This is a genomic window from Planctobacterium sp. R6 (assembly GCF_055755215.1).
In genome coordinates this window covers 113851-129928 of the sequence record NZ_JBVTQY010000011.1, presented here as the reverse complement: position 1 = coordinate 129928, position 16078 = coordinate 113851, and the positions used below count along the sequence as shown (strand labels likewise).

13 protein-coding genes are annotated in these 16078 nt (G+C 48.9%); 8 read left to right on the top strand and 5 right to left on the bottom strand.

Translation table 11 applies throughout. From position 1 onward, the window contains the following. Positions 1-40: 40 nt before the first annotated feature. Positions 41-1843: a 7TMR-DISM family protein gene (locus tag AC0J20_RS09680; protein WP_473021513.1), complete on the bottom strand. Its 1803-nt coding sequence runs from the start codon at positions 1841-1843 to the stop codon at positions 41-43. Between the two features lie 119 nt (positions 1844-1962). On the opposite strand from AC0J20_RS09680, the gene AC0J20_RS09675 reads away from it, so the two are divergent. The 3 genes from AC0J20_RS09675 to AC0J20_RS09665 all read left to right on the top strand — a co-directional run bounded on the left by AC0J20_RS09675 (position 1963) and on the right by AC0J20_RS09665 (position 6176). Continuing rightward, positions 1963-3075 (top strand): PQQ-dependent sugar dehydrogenase, encoded by a 1113-nt coding sequence (locus AC0J20_RS09675; RefSeq protein WP_473021512.1) that lies wholly within the window; start codon positions 1963-1965, stop codon positions 3073-3075. A 92-nt stretch (positions 3076-3167) separates the two neighbouring features. Next, positions 3168-5477 (top strand): DNA topoisomerase IV subunit A, encoded by a 2310-nt coding sequence (parC, locus tag AC0J20_RS09670; protein WP_473021511.1) that lies wholly within the window; start codon positions 3168-3170, stop codon positions 5475-5477. 3 nt (positions 5478-5480) lie between these two features. Then, positions 5481-6176, top strand: coding sequence for an SOS response-associated peptidase family protein (locus AC0J20_RS09665; RefSeq protein WP_473021510.1), 696 nt, complete (start codon positions 5481-5483; stop codon positions 6174-6176). Between the two features lie 5 nt (positions 6177-6181). Here the strand turns inward: AC0J20_RS09665 and AC0J20_RS09660 are convergent, their stop codons facing one another. After that, the gene (locus tag AC0J20_RS09660) at positions 6182-7075 is read right to left on the bottom strand and encodes a LysR family transcriptional regulator (RefSeq protein ID WP_473021509.1); all 894 of its coding nucleotides are present in this window, start codon (positions 7073-7075) and stop codon (positions 6182-6184) included. 106 nt (positions 7076-7181) lie between these two features. On the opposite strand from AC0J20_RS09660, the gene AC0J20_RS09655 reads away from it, so the two are divergent. Continuing rightward, entirely contained in the window at positions 7182-8168 is a 987-nt protein-coding gene (locus tag AC0J20_RS09655) for a zinc-dependent alcohol dehydrogenase family protein (protein ID WP_473021508.1), read from the top strand. A gap of 34 nt (positions 8169-8202) precedes the next feature. On the opposite strand, the gene AC0J20_RS09650 is transcribed toward AC0J20_RS09655, so the two are convergent. After that, positions 8203-9093, bottom strand: coding sequence for a LysR family transcriptional regulator (locus AC0J20_RS09650; protein WP_229530906.1), 891 nt, complete (start codon positions 9091-9093; stop codon positions 8203-8205). A gap of 181 nt (positions 9094-9274) precedes the next feature. Here AC0J20_RS09650 and AC0J20_RS09645 point away from each other — a divergent pair, with 181 nt between their 5' ends. Both AC0J20_RS09645 and AC0J20_RS09640 read left to right on the top strand, forming a co-directional pair. Next, entirely contained in the window at positions 9275-10030 is a 756-nt protein-coding gene (locus AC0J20_RS09645; protein WP_473021507.1) for an SDR family oxidoreductase, read from the top strand. Next, positions 9979-10515, top strand: a complete 537-nt coding sequence (locus AC0J20_RS09640; RefSeq protein ID WP_473021506.1) for a hypothetical protein — start codon at positions 9979-9981, stop codon at positions 10513-10515. Before AC0J20_RS09645 ends, AC0J20_RS09640 begins: the two co-directional genes overlap by 52 nt. On the opposite strand, the gene AC0J20_RS09635 is transcribed toward AC0J20_RS09640, so the two are convergent. Together AC0J20_RS09635 and AC0J20_RS09630 are read right to left on the bottom strand one after the other, a co-directional pair. Beyond that, positions 10509-10895 (bottom strand): hypothetical protein, encoded by a 387-nt coding sequence (locus tag AC0J20_RS09635; protein WP_229530903.1) that lies wholly within the window; start codon positions 10893-10895, stop codon positions 10509-10511. The two genes, AC0J20_RS09640 and AC0J20_RS09635, sit on opposite strands and share 7 nt — an antisense overlap. A 7-nt stretch (positions 10896-10902) precedes the next feature. Next, a complete protein-coding gene (locus AC0J20_RS09630; RefSeq protein ID WP_229530902.1) occupies positions 10903-11814 on the bottom strand; it encodes an SPFH domain-containing protein in 912 nt (303 codons plus the stop codon). A 229-nt stretch (positions 11815-12043) separates the two neighbouring features. Here AC0J20_RS09630 and AC0J20_RS09625 point away from each other — a divergent pair, with 229 nt between their 5' ends. Together AC0J20_RS09625 and AC0J20_RS09620 are read left to right on the top strand one after the other, a co-directional pair. Continuing rightward, complete coding sequence (locus AC0J20_RS09625; RefSeq protein ID WP_473021505.1) at positions 12044-13729, top strand: tetratricopeptide repeat protein; 1686 nt, start codon at positions 12044-12046, stop codon at positions 13727-13729. Between the two features lie 102 nt (positions 13730-13831). Then, positions 13832-16075, top strand: a complete 2244-nt coding sequence (locus AC0J20_RS09620; RefSeq protein ID WP_473021504.1) for a xanthine dehydrogenase family protein molybdopterin-binding subunit — start codon at positions 13832-13834, stop codon at positions 16073-16075. The last annotated feature ends 3 nt before the right edge of the window (positions 16076-16078 follow it).

Below are 16078 nucleotides of genomic sequence, written 5' to 3'. Positions count from 1 at the left end.
ATGTTGTGGAACTTAATCCGGAGAGCAAAAAAGAAGCAGCTTAACGGCTTAGGCGACAACTACCTTGAAAAACGCCGTCCCCGACCTTAACCTGTAACTCCAGCATATCGTTAAGCTTTTGCTGCGATTTAATGTTCAGGGTAATGGAACCTTTATTGGTGAATTTAATGGCGTTGCTCAACAGGTTAGTCAGCACTTGCTTAATTCGCGCCGGGTCACCCACCAGCTTTTTCGGCAATGGACAGGGTTCATAATAAAACTTCAGGCCCTTCTTCTGCGCGTCCTTAGCAAATACAAACACCAACTCTTCCAGCAAATCACCGGGCGAAAAGGCTTCCTGATTAATTTGTAATTTACCGGCTTCTATTTTTGAGAAGTCCAACACATCGTTGACAATCGCCAGCAAATTGGTGGCAGACTGATTAATGATCTGCACATGCTCCTGCTGTTCCAGTGGCAGGCTCTGTTTAGATAACTCCTGACTAAACCCAATAATGGCGTTTAGTGGTGTGCGGATCTCATGGCTCATATTGGCCAGAAACTGGGTTTTGACCTTGCTGGCCCGCTCAGCTTCTTTGCGGGCAATGTCCAGATGGACGTTTTGCTCTTCGATGATCTCGATATTATTGCGCATATCGGCGGTAACGGAATTAACATCGGACTCCAGTTTGTGACGGGTTTTTTCGATTAAGGCTACGGAAAATAGCCCGGCTTCGAAAAATACCCCCACCTGAAAACAATAGGTCGTAAACTGATTTGACGGGAATATCCCGATTAATCCCAACATACCCACCAGCGCGGCAGTCAGCAGGACACTCCAGGCAAACACAAAATAACGGGCCGGTTTGAAATTGTTAAAATAGCTTTCCAGCCCGGCTATCAGGTACAAGCATATGGCCACCACCGAAAACGCGTAAACCAGATAATTTTGCAGGGTTTGCTGCAGCAGATCACTCAGTGCCAGAAGCAGTAACAACCCCAGGCCCAGCATGATCCCACGAATAAATCGGGCGCTTTTAGGTGCCGTTTGTACGGCATCCAGGAAAGTCAGGGTAAACAAACCCGCGCCCAACCCCACCAGCAAAAACAACACATCGGTATGAGCTGAAAACCAGACATTCGCCGCGATGGGCAAAACCAGCTGACTGTGGCCGCCCCAGACGAACTGCCACAAAATTGCCGCGCCGATATACGCCACGTAAGCCAGCAAACTGATTTCCCGGGTAACCACGTACAACACTATGTTGTATAACAATAAAATCACCAGGCCACCGTAAAATATGCCCCACCAGATATTGTCCTGTGCCACCGTGGATTCAAAGGATGGCGCGGACTCTATATTGATCGGTACCACCAGTGCCTGCTCGGCACTTTGTACCCGGATAAACAACTGCATTTCTTTGTTAAAAGGTAAATTCATGCGAAAGGTGGGAAAGCGATGCAGTTGTTGCCCGCGAATTTTGCCCTGTTGCACCGCAGAAATGACCTTACCGTCGCTGACCAGGTAAAAGTCCACCAGATCGTTTTGCGCAAAGGCGACATCCACAATCCAGTCGGTATTGTTGCTGACATTCGCAATTTCCGCCAAAAACCAGATGCCTTTGTCAGAAAATCCGTAATTCGGATTGCCATCAGCGGGCCAGGAAAAGGCGTTTTTCTGCTTTAAAACCTGGTCGATTGACAGCGCTGTGCCCGTCGGTTCCCATAGTATCTGAAGCTGCTTGTTTATTTGGGTGGCCTCTTCACTGTTAAACAATTGGATCAGCGCGGAGGCGGGAAAGCTGAATAACAACGCCAATACAAATAGGCAGGATCGGGTATGGGAAAGCTGTGTTTTTTTCATTTTATAACCGCTATCAACGTTGGCAGACGATTCTAATAAACAGAAAACATTGTCGAGGGACTTGTGCCAATGGTATGTTTTAACACATAACAATCAGTTCGTGAAATATGATTACCACTATGCGCAAATTAATTCTCGCCGCCAGCCTGCTAGGCTCAGGTCTGGCAAACGCCGCTTTACCACTGGACAAGTTAAACCTACCGGATGGATTTAGCATTTCAGTGTATGCTGACAAAGTAAAAAATGCCCGGCAAATGGCCCTGGGTGATAAAGGCACCGTTTTTGTGGGCAGTCGCAGTGCTGGCCTGGTTCACGCCGTCATCGACAGCGATGGAGATGGTAAAGCTGATAAGGTGGTGAAAATTGCCAGTGATCTGGTGATGCCCTCTGGGCTGACATTTAAAGACGGTGATTTGTATGTATCTGAAGTGAGTCAGATCAGAAAATTCAGTAATATCGAGTCCAACCTGGCCTCACCGGGAAAGGGTGAAGTTATCATTAATGATTTACCCGGTGACCGGCACCACGGCTGGAAAAACATAGATTTTGGCCCCGATGGTCAGCTTTATGTGCCTGTGGGTACACCCTGCAACGTCTGTATTACCAAAGGCGGTGAAGAGTTTGATGATGAACGCTACGACTCAATTTTGAAATACGATCTGGCAAGCGGCCAACGCACCTGGGTGGCCAGAGGGGTACGCAATAGTGTGGGCTTTGACTGGCATCCCAAAACCCAGGAATTGTGGTTCAGCGACAACGGCCGCGACTGGATGGGAGACGATCTGCCACCGTGCGAAATCAACCGGGTCAGTAAAGAAGGTCAGCACTTTGGCTATCCCTATATTCACAGTGGTGATATTCCGGATCCGGACTTTGGCGAAGGCAAAAAACCTGAGGACTATACCCCGCCCGTTGCCCGGTTAGGGGCTCATGTGGCGCCGCTGGGCATTCACTTTTATCAGGGCGAACAATTTCCGGCAGAGTATCAAAATAAACTGTTTGTGGCAGAACACGGTTCCTGGAACCGCTCTTCAAAAGTGGGCTACAAGGTTATGATGGCCACAACAACGGAAACTGGCGTGGAAAAATACGAAACCTTTATTGACGGTTGGCTGCAACCCGGTGACGAAGTGTGGGGACGGCCTGTCGCATTCCTGCCTATGCCCGATGGCAGCCTGTTAATTTCCGATGATTTTGCCGATGCCATTTACAGAGTGACCTACCAAAAGTAACATCAGAATATCGCACTGAGCGGCAGGCCTAACGCCTGTCGTTCGAATTGTCGAATTACAATTATTCTTATGACAGTGACAACACAGTATCCATGAACGACGACATTACTATTTCTCAGGATGGCGTGGAGCAACTCCCCATCCGCCGCTTCGCAGAAGATGCCTATCTGAATTATTCCATGTACGTCATCATGGACCGGGCATTACCGCACATTGGTGACGGTTTAAAACCGGTACAACGACGTATCGTTTATGCCATGTCAGATTTAGGCTTAAGTGCCAATGCGAAATACAAAAAGTCCGCCCGTACCGTAGGTGACGTATTAGGTAAGTTCCACCCCCACGGTGACTCAGCCTGTTACGAAGCCATGGTATTGATGGCCCAACCTTTTTCCTATCGCTACCCACTGGTGGACGGACAAGGCAACTGGGGTGCCCCGGACGATCCCAAATCCTTTGCTGCCATGCGTTATACCGAAGCCCGGTTATCACGCTTTAGTGAAGTGTTATTACAGGAGCTGGGACAGGGCACGGTTGACTGGCAACCCAATTTCGATGGCACCTTAAAAGAACCGAAAGTGCTGCCTGCCAGATTGCCTCATATCTTACTCAATGGTGTTACCGGCATCGCTGTGGGTATGGCGACTGACATACCGCCCCACAATGTCAGAGAACTGGCGAACGCCTGTGCCCATTTGCTGGATAACAGCAAAGCCGAGTTGTCGGAAATTATGGCCTTCGTGCAGGGCCCCGATTACCCCACCGAAGCGGAAATCATTACGCCCAAAGACGACATTCGCAAGCTGTATGAAACCGGTAAGGGCTCAGTAAAAATGCGCGCGGTTTATCACGAAGACAATGGTGATATTGTCATCACGGCCCTGCCACATCAGGCATCCGGGGCTAAAGTGCTGGAGCAAATAGCCGCTCAGATGACCGCTAAGAAGTTACCCATGGTCAGTGATTTGCGGGATGAATCAGATCACGAAAATCCGGTCAGACTGGTGCTGACACCCCGCTCCAACCGGGTGGATGTCGCACAAATGATGCAACACCTGTTTGCCACCACGGATCTGGAAAAGAACTACCGGGTTAACCTCAATATGATTGGCCTGGACGGACGGCCTCAGGTGAAAAACCTGGCCATGATCCTGCGAGAGTGGCTGGAATACCGCAAAGCCACCGTAACCCGTCGTCTGCAGTATCGCCTAGATAAAGTACTGGCACGCCTGCATATTTTAGAAGGTTTATTAATTGCCTTTTTAAACATTGACGAAGTGATCCGCATAATTCGTTACGAAGACGAACCCAAGCAGGAGTTGATGAAGCGCTTTGCCCTGACCGATACGCAGGCGGAAGCTATTCTGGAATTAAAACTGCGTCACCTTGCCAAACTGGAAGAAATGAAGATTAAAGGCGAGCAGGACGAACTGAACGCCGAGCGGGAAAAACTGGAGCAATTACTGGGCTCAGATCGCCGCCTGAAAACCCTGATCAAAAAAGAAATTCTGGCCGATGCCGAAAAGTACGGTGATGACCGCCGCTCACCACTGGTGGAGCGCAGCGAAGCTAAAGCCCTGTCGGAAAAAGAACTGGTGCCGTCCGAACAGGTTACCGTGGTACTTTCAGAGAAAGGCTGGGCAAGATGCGCCAAAGGTCACGACGTGGATGTTGAGGGCCTGAGCTATAAAGCCGGTGATAAATTCCTCAGCAGTGCCAAAGGGCGCAGTAATCAGCAGGTGGTGTTTATGGATTCATCAGGGCGAGCCTTTTCCTGTGACGCCCATAATCTGCCGTCTGCCCGAAGCCAGGGCGAACCCCTTACCGGTCGCTTTTCAGTGGTGGCCGGTGAAAGCTTCAAACACGCCATCATGGCGGAAGACAGTCAGAAATTCCTGATGGCTTCCGATGCCGGATATGGCTTTGTAGGCCAGTTTACCGACATGCTAAGCAAAGCCAAAGCTGGTAAGGCATACCTGTCGTTACCCACAGGCGCGAAAACCTTGCGTCCCAGACGGGTACACAACCTGGAAACCGACTGGTGTATGGCTATTTCCAACGAAGGCCGATTATTGCTGTTTCCACTGAAAGACTTGCCCAGTTTAGGCAAAGGTAAAGGTAATAAGATCATCAGTATCCCGTCTGCCCGCAGTCAGTCCCGGGAAGAATATGTCAGTGTACTGGAAGTGGTACCTGAAGGTGCATCTGTGAAGGTGACCGCCGGTAAGCGTGCCATGATGCTCAGCAGTAAAGATCTTGAACACTATCGCGGTGAACGAGGCCGACGTGGCAACAAACTGCCCAGAGGGTTGCAGCGAGTGGATAGTGTGGAAATAGAACTGGCTGCGCCGGCATCAGCCACACCTTCGGAAAGTGAACCACAGTCCGATACGGAAAACTAGCTGATGTGTGGCCGACTCAATGTCACCGATGCGCCCGGCGTCAGAGCCTTATGCGACGCCATGGATATCGAGCTGGGGTATGAGCCACAAATCTTTCAGCGCTACATAGGCGCCGCTAACAAGGTGTCTGTGGTGCGTCAGAAAAACGGCCGACGCTTCATGGAAAATGCCTTGTGGTGGCTATTGCTGGAAGCCACTGAAACCGGATTCAAACCCTCAAGGTACACCAGTATCAATACCCGCTACGACAGTCTGAATAATCCCAGAAAAGCCGGGTATCGTCCTTTTCGACAAAGCCGCATCCTGATCCCGGTAACAGGTTTTGGTGAGTCAGAATATCAAAAAGGTAAACTGTTGCACTGCCATGATATGCAGGCCAAAGATGGCGCGCTACTTATGGCTGGCCTGTGTAAAGAGTGGACCCACTCCGGAACAGGCGAAAGCATCACCTCCTGCTCGGTCATTACCTTGCCGCCCCACCCCAAACTACAAAACATCCATTCCAAATCAACGCCGATGATGTTTCCGCAGGACAGCGCCCTGATAGACGCCTGGCTGGATGAAGACAATCAGCAAGTAGAACAGTTTGAACCTTTGCTGCAACCCTGTATTTATCAGGACTTAGTGGTGCAGCAAATAGCCAAACCCAGCCAGTATCAGCAAACCCTGGGTGAGCCATTCAGCCTTGCGGCCGACTGAACGACTTAGGACTCCCAATAGGGGTCCTCACCAAAATAGCCACTAAAATAATCAATAAAGGCGCGCACCTTTGGTGCCAGTAAACGCGAGCTGGGATACACCGCCCAGATGGAAGTATTTGAGGCCAACGGATAATCGGACAGTACCTGCACCAGCTCGCCTGACTTTATTTGTTGATAGCAACACCACAATGAGCTGATGGTGATCCCCAGTCCGCTGACCGCTGCATCGCGGACGGCTTCGCCATTGTCTGTACCCAGACGACTTTTTATGCGCAGGGTTTGCACGCCTTTATCCGTTTTAAAATGCCAGTTCTCCAAACCTGTTAAGGTAACCGCAGCAAAATGGGCCAGCTGCTCCGGGGATTCAGGTTCACCATGCTGTGCAACAAAGTCCGGTGAGGCCACCAAAATACGGGTATCTCGAGCCAGTTTTCGGGCAATCAGGGAGGAATCGTTCAGCTCGGCATCGCGGATGGCCACATCAAACCCACCTTCCACCATATCCACAATGCTGTCACTTAAACGCAAATCAATGTCCAGTTGCGGATACTTTTCCAGAAAATCCTTTAATGCCGGGATCAGATGCATACGCCCAAAAGATGCCGGCGCTGTCACTCTTAGGCGCCCTTGTGGTGTTACTTTACCCGCTCCCACTGCAGCTCGGGCAGTCTCGATACCGGTCAATACATCATGAGCATAAGGTAAAAAGCTACGGCCTTCCTCCGTCAGAGACACCTGACGTGTTGTGCGATGTAATAATCTGACCCCCAGGCCTTCTTCTAACTTATTCATATGTGCGCTGGACACCGCTGCAGAAAGACCCAACTCTTTTCCAGCCTGGCTGATGTTGTGCAGCGCGGCAATGCGTACAAATAATTTCAGATGCTCGACATTCATTATCAACAAATTCTTTAAACAGATTCAGGTAATTACGCAATTATCAATAATAAAATAAAAAAGTAAATTATCTGGACTCTTAAAAACAACAGCAAAGGAAATCCTGATGAAAGCGATGCTTATAAATTCTTTTGGTCGTTCAGACGTATTTGAATCAGCCGAAGTGGCTAAACCTGCGGTTAAATCTGGTCATGTGCTGGTACGCATTGCCGCCAGTAGTGTGAATACCGTTGATACCATGATACGTCAGATGGGTGCAGACCTACCCATTGCCCCGGCGTTGCCCGCCATTCTGGGTATGGACTTTGCCGGAATAGTGGAAGAGGTTGGCGATGGTGTTAGCAATTTTAACCCCGGTGATGAAGTTTACGGTTGTGCCGGAGGGCTGGCAGATTTACCCGGCACACTAGCCGAATACATAGTGGCTGATGCCAATCTGATGGCGCTCAAACCCAAAAACCTGAGCATGCAGCAAGCCGCGGCAATACCGCTTGTAGGTATCACCGCCTACGAAGGTTTACAACGGGCTGCTATCGCTGCAAAGCAAAAAGTACTGGTGCACGGCGGTACTGGTGGTGTTGGCCATATTGCCCTGCAACTGGCTAAATATTTTGGTGCGGAAGTCTTCGCGACCGGCAGTGGATCTGACAAGCTCGCACTTATTGAAGAATTGGGCGCTGAGAGCATTGATTATAAAACCGAAACCGTAGCTGATTACGTCGCCCGTTGTACCGAGGGTGTGGGTTTTGATCTGGTATTTGACTCAGTAGGTGGCGCCAATATGGCTAACTCCTTTGAGGCAGCAAAACTCAATGGTCAGGTGGCGTCTACGGTATCTATGGTGGAGCTGGATTTATCTACGGCTCACTTTAAAGGCCTGTCACTGCATGTGGTGTTCATGCTGATCCCCATGTTGCACAATGTTGGGCGTGCTGAACATCATCACATACTCAACGAACTGACAAAGATTGCCGAAGCAGGGCAGTTAACCCCCATATTAGACAGCCAGCATTTTACTCTGGAGCAAATTGGTCAAGCCCATGATCGCCTCAATAGCGGACAGGCAATAGGTAAAGTGGTGCTCAGTCACTAAGTTCATGCACGTTTTTGCTTTAATCAATTAAAGCTCAAACCCGCTGAAAATGATTACCGCTTAAGGTGCTGCTCAATAAATCGATAAACAAGCGCACCTTAGCGGGCACATACGCACGGGAAACATAGATAGCATGTAAAGGAAAACTCTCCAGCTCAACCTCAGGCAAAACTCGCTGCAATGCACCAGTATCCAGCGCGTCGCGAAAAGCCCAAACCGGCCCCAGGTGAATGCCTTTTCCATTCAGTACCCATTGCCTGATAGCACTGACGCTATTGACGACAAAGGAACCTGAAAGATGCAACCGCTGACCGGCAATAGTTACCGCCTCATACATTTGTGAGCGTTTGTAAAACACAAATTTATGTTGTTCCAGCTCCCTGACTGAGCGCGGTTCACCCTGCTGTGCAATATACTCAGGTGAGGCGACTAAAACTCTGGGAACTTCGCCAATTCGACGGCATATCAAACTGGAGTCAGGCAATTTGCCAATGCGCACTGCGACATCTATACCTTCCGCAGCTAAGTTCTCAAATTGACTGCCCAGGACCAATTCCACCGTGAGTTGTGGATAGTGCTCCACCATATTTTCCAGAATATCACTGATAAAAAATGTGCCAAAATCATGGGGCGCTGCCACTTTCAGGTGCCCGGTTGCTTCATTGACTGTAGCTTTAATGCGGTTTTCTAAGGCATTTTGTTCTTCCAGCAACTTCTGCAACTCAACAAAATACTGTTCGCCCACCTCGGTGGGAAAGGAGTTTTTAGTGGAGCGCTGTAATAATTTCACTGCCAGTCGTTTCTCCAGGGACGAGATTCGGCGACTCACCAGCGAAGGGTCCATAGCCAGCAACTCCGCGGCCTTTTTAAAGCTCCCCGATTCCACAACATGGATGAATAATTGTTCGTTACTAATCTCTTTCATCACCTGGCCCCGAATCTAACCATTTTTGAATCTATAAATTTATGAATTTGTTACCGGGCGGTTTCCATTGCCGCAGCGATTAATTGCATTTTTTGCATTTATTGAAGGGCATTTACACCTATTCAAAACAATAATGCAACAAGATTATAGTATTTCCGACATTAACCATTGAGGAAATATCATGACATCAAGATTCACAGGTAAAGTTGCACTTATCACCGGCGCGGCACGTAACATGGGCAGGGCCTTTGCCCAGGCACTGGCCACCGAGGGTTGTGACATTGTCATTCACTACAACAGTGAGTCATCGGCGCAGGATGCTCAGGTAACGGCAAAACAGGTGGAGGCCGCGGGCAGCCGGGCATTACTGGTACAGGGAGACCTGACATCAGTAGATGCAGTGCAAAAATTATTCAGCGAAGCCAAAGACGCTTTTGGTCGGATAGACATAGTAATCAACAACGCCGGAAAAATTATAAAACGGCCCTTTACAGATTACAGCGAATCCGATTTTGATCAGCTGTTTAATATCAATACCAAAGCGGCATTTTTTGTGATGCAGGAAGCCGCCAAACAGATTGAAGACAACGGCCGGATTATCAATTTGGGCACCTCGTTACTGGGGGCTTTTACCGGCAATTACGCCTTGTACGCAGGCTCGAAAGCGCCTTTGGAAGACTTTACCCGGGCTCTGGCAAAAGAAATAGGTCACCGGGGCGTTACCGTAAATACCCTGTGCCCGGGTCCCATTGATACTGCATTTTTCCATGGTGAAGAAAATGCGCAAACCGTGGCTTATTTAAAGGCAGCCAGTGTTGCCAATCGCCTGGGTACCATCGAAGACATAGTGCCCCTGGTAACATTTATCGCCTCTGCGCAGTCGCAATGGACAACAGGACAGTCACTGTTTGTCAATGGTGGTTTCGTCACCCGATAATCGAAAATAAAGACTACGGGCGCTGTTGCGCCCTGTTTGGTGGAATAGTGATTATGAATACCCGGTTGCAATTCGCTGCTCATGGCGAACATCGTATCGAAAAACTAGATAACATGCTGATTTGCTGTATCCGGGGTGCCTGGAACGGTGAACAGGCGGGGTTATATTTGCAAGATTTGGCAAACCAGATACAGCAATTTTTCACCCCCTTTTCTCAGCGATGGGCCAGAATCATGGATATGCGGCAATGGGAACTGTCTACACCTCAAGCCAGAGACAAGGTCATCGACTTTCTACACTGGGAAACCACACAACATTGCCAGTTGCGGGTGTTTTGCCACTGTAGTGCAGTTCAGAAGCGCTTGATCAGAGACAAATATGCCGCCTCTACCCCATTGGTGCTGATAGACGACCTGCAACAGGGCGTGTTTTTTTGTCAAAATCTGTTGCGCGCTACTTCCCGAAAAAACGCCGCCGGTTACTGATCATCAGATTCTGGCTTGTCCTCATCAACAGCCGGACTGGTGTCCGATTCGGTGTGTAGTGAAGTGCCCTGCTTTTGCGCCTCTCTGAGCTGTGCCAGTCGCTCACTGGACTGTTCTGCCGTTTGCGCTTCTGGTGAACTATCCTGCAATTCCGCCAGTGGTCGTTCATAACTGACCTCCGACTCGGTTACCTGCAATTGCCGGGGCACAGAGCTACTTTGCCCCAATAAGATAATCCAGATAAACATCCCCACAGCAAAGGCGCCAAAACACTTCATGCGCACACTTTTGGATAACTTATCTTTGCTCAGCCAGAACAATAACCCGGCTAAGAGCGCAGCAATGGCAAGTTCAGGTAAGGCTTCAATGATGGAGTTCATACATCACCTAATTGCTTTTGCTCTTGGCGGTTTGTTTCACCTGATCGGCAAAAATTGCCTGTTGTAATCCCAGAGACCCCAAAGCCTCCACAGGGACAAAAACCTTATTTTTTGAGCTGGCCATCTTCTCCAGTACCTCTAAGGAGCGATAGGACAGATACTTATCCGTGACTGATTTAGCCAGAATCTCATTCACTTCTTTGGTGGCTTCCGCCTTTTCACGGTCAATGGCCCGTTGCATTTGTGCCTGCGCCAGCTCCCGCTCCTGCTGAATTTTCTGAATTTCGAACTGAGCTTTTTCGCGCTCTATTTGTTCCCGACGTTCAGCGGCCTGCTCTTTAGCCTTAGTGATGATTTCCGGAAATTGCACATCGGCAAGCCCCAGACGTTTTAATTTTAATGGCGCTGCCTGTAACGCTTCACCTATCGCATTTTGCAACTCGGCACTTAACCGCTCTCTGGAGCTGGCCACTTCATTAATCGTGTACTTTGCCATAATTTGTCGCGCCACATCCCGGATAATAGGTTGCGCATAGGTGACATAAATTTTATTGAAGGAAATTAAGCCCTTTTCAGCGGGCACCCGTTTATAGATGTTATCAATCTGACTGTCGTCAACACTCACCGTCATCCGCAGATCGAACCCCATGTTGAGCTGGTCTTTGGGCATAAACAGGGCGAACCGCTCTGTAACGGGTTGATCCGACGTTTCCAGTAACACCAGGGAATCACAGTAGGCGAAACAGGCATCTAAGCGAAAACGCGACGGGCCGTAGTTATCCTTTTTATAGCCATCTTTAGTCAACACCTTGCCAATGTGCGCCGGTGGTACCTGCACTTTTTCGCCAAATAAACTGCAGCCTGACAATGACAACAATGCGGTGGTTGCCACGGCGGTTTTAATTACAAAAGATTTCATCCTGTTTCTCCATTTCCATTGAATGACTTAGAGCATTAAAAATAACAGCTGCGACAGAATCTTCAATTAAAAAGAAACAAAAAAGACAGAGCTGCGTCCTACAGCTCTGTTTATCAAGGAAGATATCAAGGAACAATAATGAAACAATAGAAACTGGAGATTTCTATGGGGCTTAGTTTATGATCGCAAGCTTAAACAGAGTCTGAACGAAACTTAAACTGAGACAAATATGGCAGCAGCAAGACAATTCCGAATCGGGCGCTTTAGCTACGACTACAACAACGGAAAAGTTTGCGATGGCCAGAATCACACCATTCTCAGAGCAAAAAGCAATGACGTTTTGTATTACCTGTTACAACATCCAAAGCAGATCCTGAGTAAGCAAAGCATTCTCAGCACCATCTGGGATGATGTCAGTGCTCAGGAACACGTGTTATTTCAATCCATCAAAGAAATTCGCCAGTGCTTTCAGGGCATGGAGGTTATCAAAACTCACCCGAGAAAAGGGTATGAATGGATAGCTGAAAGCGTCGAGGAACACAGCGTTGTTCACCAGTCTGTTGTGCCTGCAAACAACAACGCTAAGCCCCGTAGTGCCAGATTCATGTGGTCAATAACCGCTACGATTGTCACAGTACTGGTTTTATTTCTGGCGCTGTTTGTATTTACACCACAAAACAGCGATATCACAGTTGAAACGACTTCGGCCAGCCCGCAGCCCAGGTTTGTCGAGTTGGTGGTCACACCGGTAAAAATCACCGAACAGGATAATCTGCTGCATTGGGTGCCAATCGGCGCAATGGACATGCTGATCCAAAAACTGCAGCAAACACCGATTGAAAAGGCCTCAGGCCATATCATGGTGGTAGATACCGAAGACGTGTTAGAGGCCTTGCAGCGCAGCGGCTCCCGTCACCAATCGGACGAAGCCCTGCAATCCCGACAGTTGCGTCATGCGATGGGAGAAATCACCAGTTTGCATACCGAGCTGTTTGGCTCCCCGATGGAATACACGCTCAGGTACAGTCTGATCAGTCGACACAATACCCAGCAGGGTATTCTCAGCGGTGACAATGTGGTGACGCTGCTGAATCAGTTGGCAAAACGCATCCCTGAACTGTTGCAAATGAATACCTCTGCACCTTATGTGGCCTATGAACAACGATTCGCCGACGACGCCTTTATTTTTGGCCTAAGCCATTTCTATCAGGGTAGTTTCGAACTGGCTGAAGATTATTTTACCACTGCCATACATTCCGGCGACAGCTATCCGCAATCACGCCGTTATCTGGCGAAAGCCATAGCAGCTCAGGGTGACATTCCCAGGGCGTTAGCCGCGGCGCAGGAAGCAGTTAACTATGCGCAACAACATTCAGACAACAGTGAGCTGTTGCGCTCCCAATTCGAACTGGGTGTCGCCCAATGGCACAACGGCGACTGGCAACAGGCCAAAAACAACATCACAGCCACGCAACAAATGGCGCAATCCGGGAAAGATTTGCTCTATCTGGCATTTGCCATCGAGGTGCTGGGCCACCTGGCATTTCAGGAACAACAGTTTGAGGATGCAGAACATTATTACCAGCAGGCTGTCCGATATCATCAGGGGTTTCAGTGTCCTTATGGACTTTCCAGCAATTACATCAATCTGGCGAAACTCAAAAACCAGCAACAGCATAATGAGCAGGCTGAAGACTTTTTGAATCAGGCATTGTCGGTAGCACAGCAGAACGAGTTGGGTTATTTCGAAACCCGAATTCAATTGCTGCTGGCCAGAAGTGCACAGGAAAATGCGCAAGATGAATCAGTGCAAAACCATCTGTTGGCGGTACAGAATTTACTGCAAAAATACCCCAGTGAAGGGGTTCAGCAGATCGTCAACAACTGGCCAGACAGCCTTAACAAAATAAGATAAACTTATGAATAATAAAGATTTTAAATAATTATAGAAAACTATAGTGGTGTTATATAGCACCTAGTCATAGGGTCAACACATCAGGCAGTGATGGACCTTTTTATGGCAAACAAGTTAACCAACCTTAGTAAGAACAATCCGCTAACGAAACCGATTTCGGGCAATCCCCACCAAAGCGAGAATCCTTCCCGCAGAACATTTTTAAAGTGTTCACTGGCAGGTGGTGCACTCATGGTATCGGCGATACATATTCCCGCAGCAGCGAGAACAGGCTCAAATGAGAGCCATACTGCAAAACCAGTGCGCTTCCCGTTGCTTGCAATTCACGCGGACAACAGCATGACATTGTTCAACTGTCGTTCGGAGATGGGACAAGGTGCCACCACTATTCAGGCGCAATATCTGCTGGATGAGTTAGACGCCGACTGGTCTTTACTGAAACAGGTGGAACAGGCCGGTGCAGATCCGCAACAATTTGGCCCTCAAAATACGATCGGGGCCATTAGTTCGTTTCTCGGCTGGAAATTCCACCGTGATGCCGGTGCACAACTGCGGCAACTTTTAGTTAATCAGGCTATGGCAATCTGGCAGGTGGATGCAGATTCCCTGTACACCCAAAACAGCTATATTTATCACCGCCCCACAGGCCAAAAACTCAGTTATGGCGAACTGGCAAACCTGTTACAGGATACCACGCTTCCTGAGAAGTTTACCCGCAAGACACCTGAGCAATACACCCAGATAGGCCGCAGTGTTAAACGTCTGGATATGGCAGAAAAAGTGGATGGCAGTGCCAAATTTGGCATAGATGTCAGCTTACCCGGAATGAAAACCGCCGTGCTCATCCGGCCGCCAGTGGCAGGTAGCCAGCTAATTTCATTCGATGCAAAAAGCGTGAAACAACAAAAGGGTGTCGTGGACACCTTTAGCATTCCACAGGGTGTGGTCATTGTGGCGGATAATTATTGGCATGCCAGTCTCGCACGAAAAGTGGCCAACCCGGTTTGGAACAACAGTGAGTTCAGTAACAGTTCGTCCCATAGTTTAATGCAGACCTTTCGCGGACAACTGGATACACCGGCCCAAAAACATAATGAAAGAGGCGATGTCAGCACACAGTTGGCCAACGCAGCCAGCGAGCAAAGATTTGAACTGCGCTTTGAATTTCCTTTTATAACCCATGTCACTATGGAACCCATGAACTGTGTTGCCTGGCAAACAGAAAGCCAGTTGCAAATTTGGGCACCTACCCAAAACCGCAATAACGCTAAGCAAAAGCTTCAGGAATTATTTGAGCTTGCTCCAGAAGCAATCGACTTTAATACGACCTTGATGGGCGGTGGTTTTGGTCGCCGGGCGCAGGAAGACTTTGTGGTGGAAGCCGCCACGATTGCCCGTCAGGTGTCTTATCCGGTAAAGGTAATTTGGTCCAGAGAAGATGACATTCAGCACGGCTTTTATCGCCCACTTAATGCCCAGAAAGTCAGCGCTAGTGTGGATAACAAAGGCCAGCTACAGGCCTGGCAACACAATGTAGCCAGCCTGTCTACAAGGGCCTGGCACTTTTCCCTTGAGGAACGTGATACCGATGGAGGAGACTGGATAGCCTATGGTGGCGCTGAAATTTCGCTCTATCAAAGTGAGCACTTTAGTTGTGGCGTGACGCTGAACAAAGCGCCACTGCATACCGGCATTCTGCGTGGTATCAGCCATGGCTACACCAATTTCAGCCGGGAAGTGGTGATGGAAGAATTGGCAAAGAAACACAAGCTTCATCCCTTGCAATATCGCCAGCAACACATCGACAACGAGCGGGCTTTGCCGGTGCTTACCAAGCTGCGCAAAGCCTGTGAACCCTACGAACAACAACCCAATCGCAAAATTGGCTATGCTTTCGGATTCGAGAAAGCGCCTAAGGGTCCCTATCAGTACTACAACGCCGCCGCTTTTGTACTGATCAGGAGTAAAAATATCTGGAAACCGGAAAAGCTAATTCTGGTTTTAGATCACGGCACCATCATCAACCCCGATGGCTTGCTATCCCAGGTAGAGGGGGCCAGTATCTTTGCCCTGGGCATGCTGCTGCACAACAAAATCACCATCGAAAAAGGTCAGGTGCAGCAGAGCAACTATCATGACTATCCGCTGCCCCGTTTCGTCTCTCAAATCCCCATTGAACTGCATACCATAGAAAGTGACGCCTGGCCGATGGGTGTGGGCGAAAAACTCCAGGGCACCATACAACCCGCGATTGCCAATGCCCTGGCCAGTATTATCGGTCATCCCATTACTCAACTGCCAATCAGTGCAGAAAAATTACAACAACATCAGATTGCACTGGGCTAATCC

Bases quoted from the DNA above. Each gene is read 5' to 3' on its own strand.
- AC0J20_RS09660 (WP_473021509.1), bottom strand. From the start codon at position 7,075: ATGAATGTCGAGCATCTGAAATTATTTGTACGCATTGCCGCGCTGCAC.
- AC0J20_RS09625 (WP_473021505.1), top strand. From the start codon at position 12,044: ATGGCAGCAGCAAGACAATTCCGAATCGGGCGCTTTAGCTACGACTAC.
- AC0J20_RS09635 (WP_229530903.1), bottom strand. From the start codon at position 10,895: ATGAACTCCATCATTGAAGCCTTACCTGAACTTGCCATTGCTGCGCTC.
- AC0J20_RS09665 (WP_473021510.1), top strand. From the start codon at position 5,481: ATGTGTGGCCGACTCAATGTCACCGATGCGCCCGGCGTCAGAGCCTTA.
- AC0J20_RS09680 (WP_473021513.1), bottom strand. From the start codon at position 1,843: ATGAAAAAAACACAGCTTTCCCATACCCGATCCTGCCTATTTGTATTG.
- parC (WP_473021511.1), top strand. From the start codon at position 3,168: ATGAACGACGACATTACTATTTCTCAGGATGGCGTGGAGCAACTCCCC.
- AC0J20_RS09620 (WP_473021504.1), top strand. From the start codon at position 13,832: ATGGCAAACAAGTTAACCAACCTTAGTAAGAACAATCCGCTAACGAAA.
- AC0J20_RS09675 (WP_473021512.1), top strand. From the start codon at position 1,963: ATGCGCAAATTAATTCTCGCCGCCAGCCTGCTAGGCTCAGGTCTGGCA.
- AC0J20_RS09640 (WP_473021506.1), top strand. From the start codon at position 9,979: ATGGACAACAGGACAGTCACTGTTTGTCAATGGTGGTTTCGTCACCCG.
- AC0J20_RS09645 (WP_473021507.1), top strand. From the start codon at position 9,275: ATGACATCAAGATTCACAGGTAAAGTTGCACTTATCACCGGCGCGGCA.
- AC0J20_RS09655 (WP_473021508.1), top strand. From the start codon at position 7,182: ATGAAAGCGATGCTTATAAATTCTTTTGGTCGTTCAGACGTATTTGAA.
- AC0J20_RS09630 (WP_229530902.1), bottom strand. From the start codon at position 11,814: ATGAAATCTTTTGTAATTAAAACCGCCGTGGCAACCACCGCATTGTTG.
- AC0J20_RS09650 (WP_229530906.1), bottom strand. From the start codon at position 9,093: ATGAAAGAGATTAGTAACGAACAATTATTCATCCATGTTGTGGAATCG.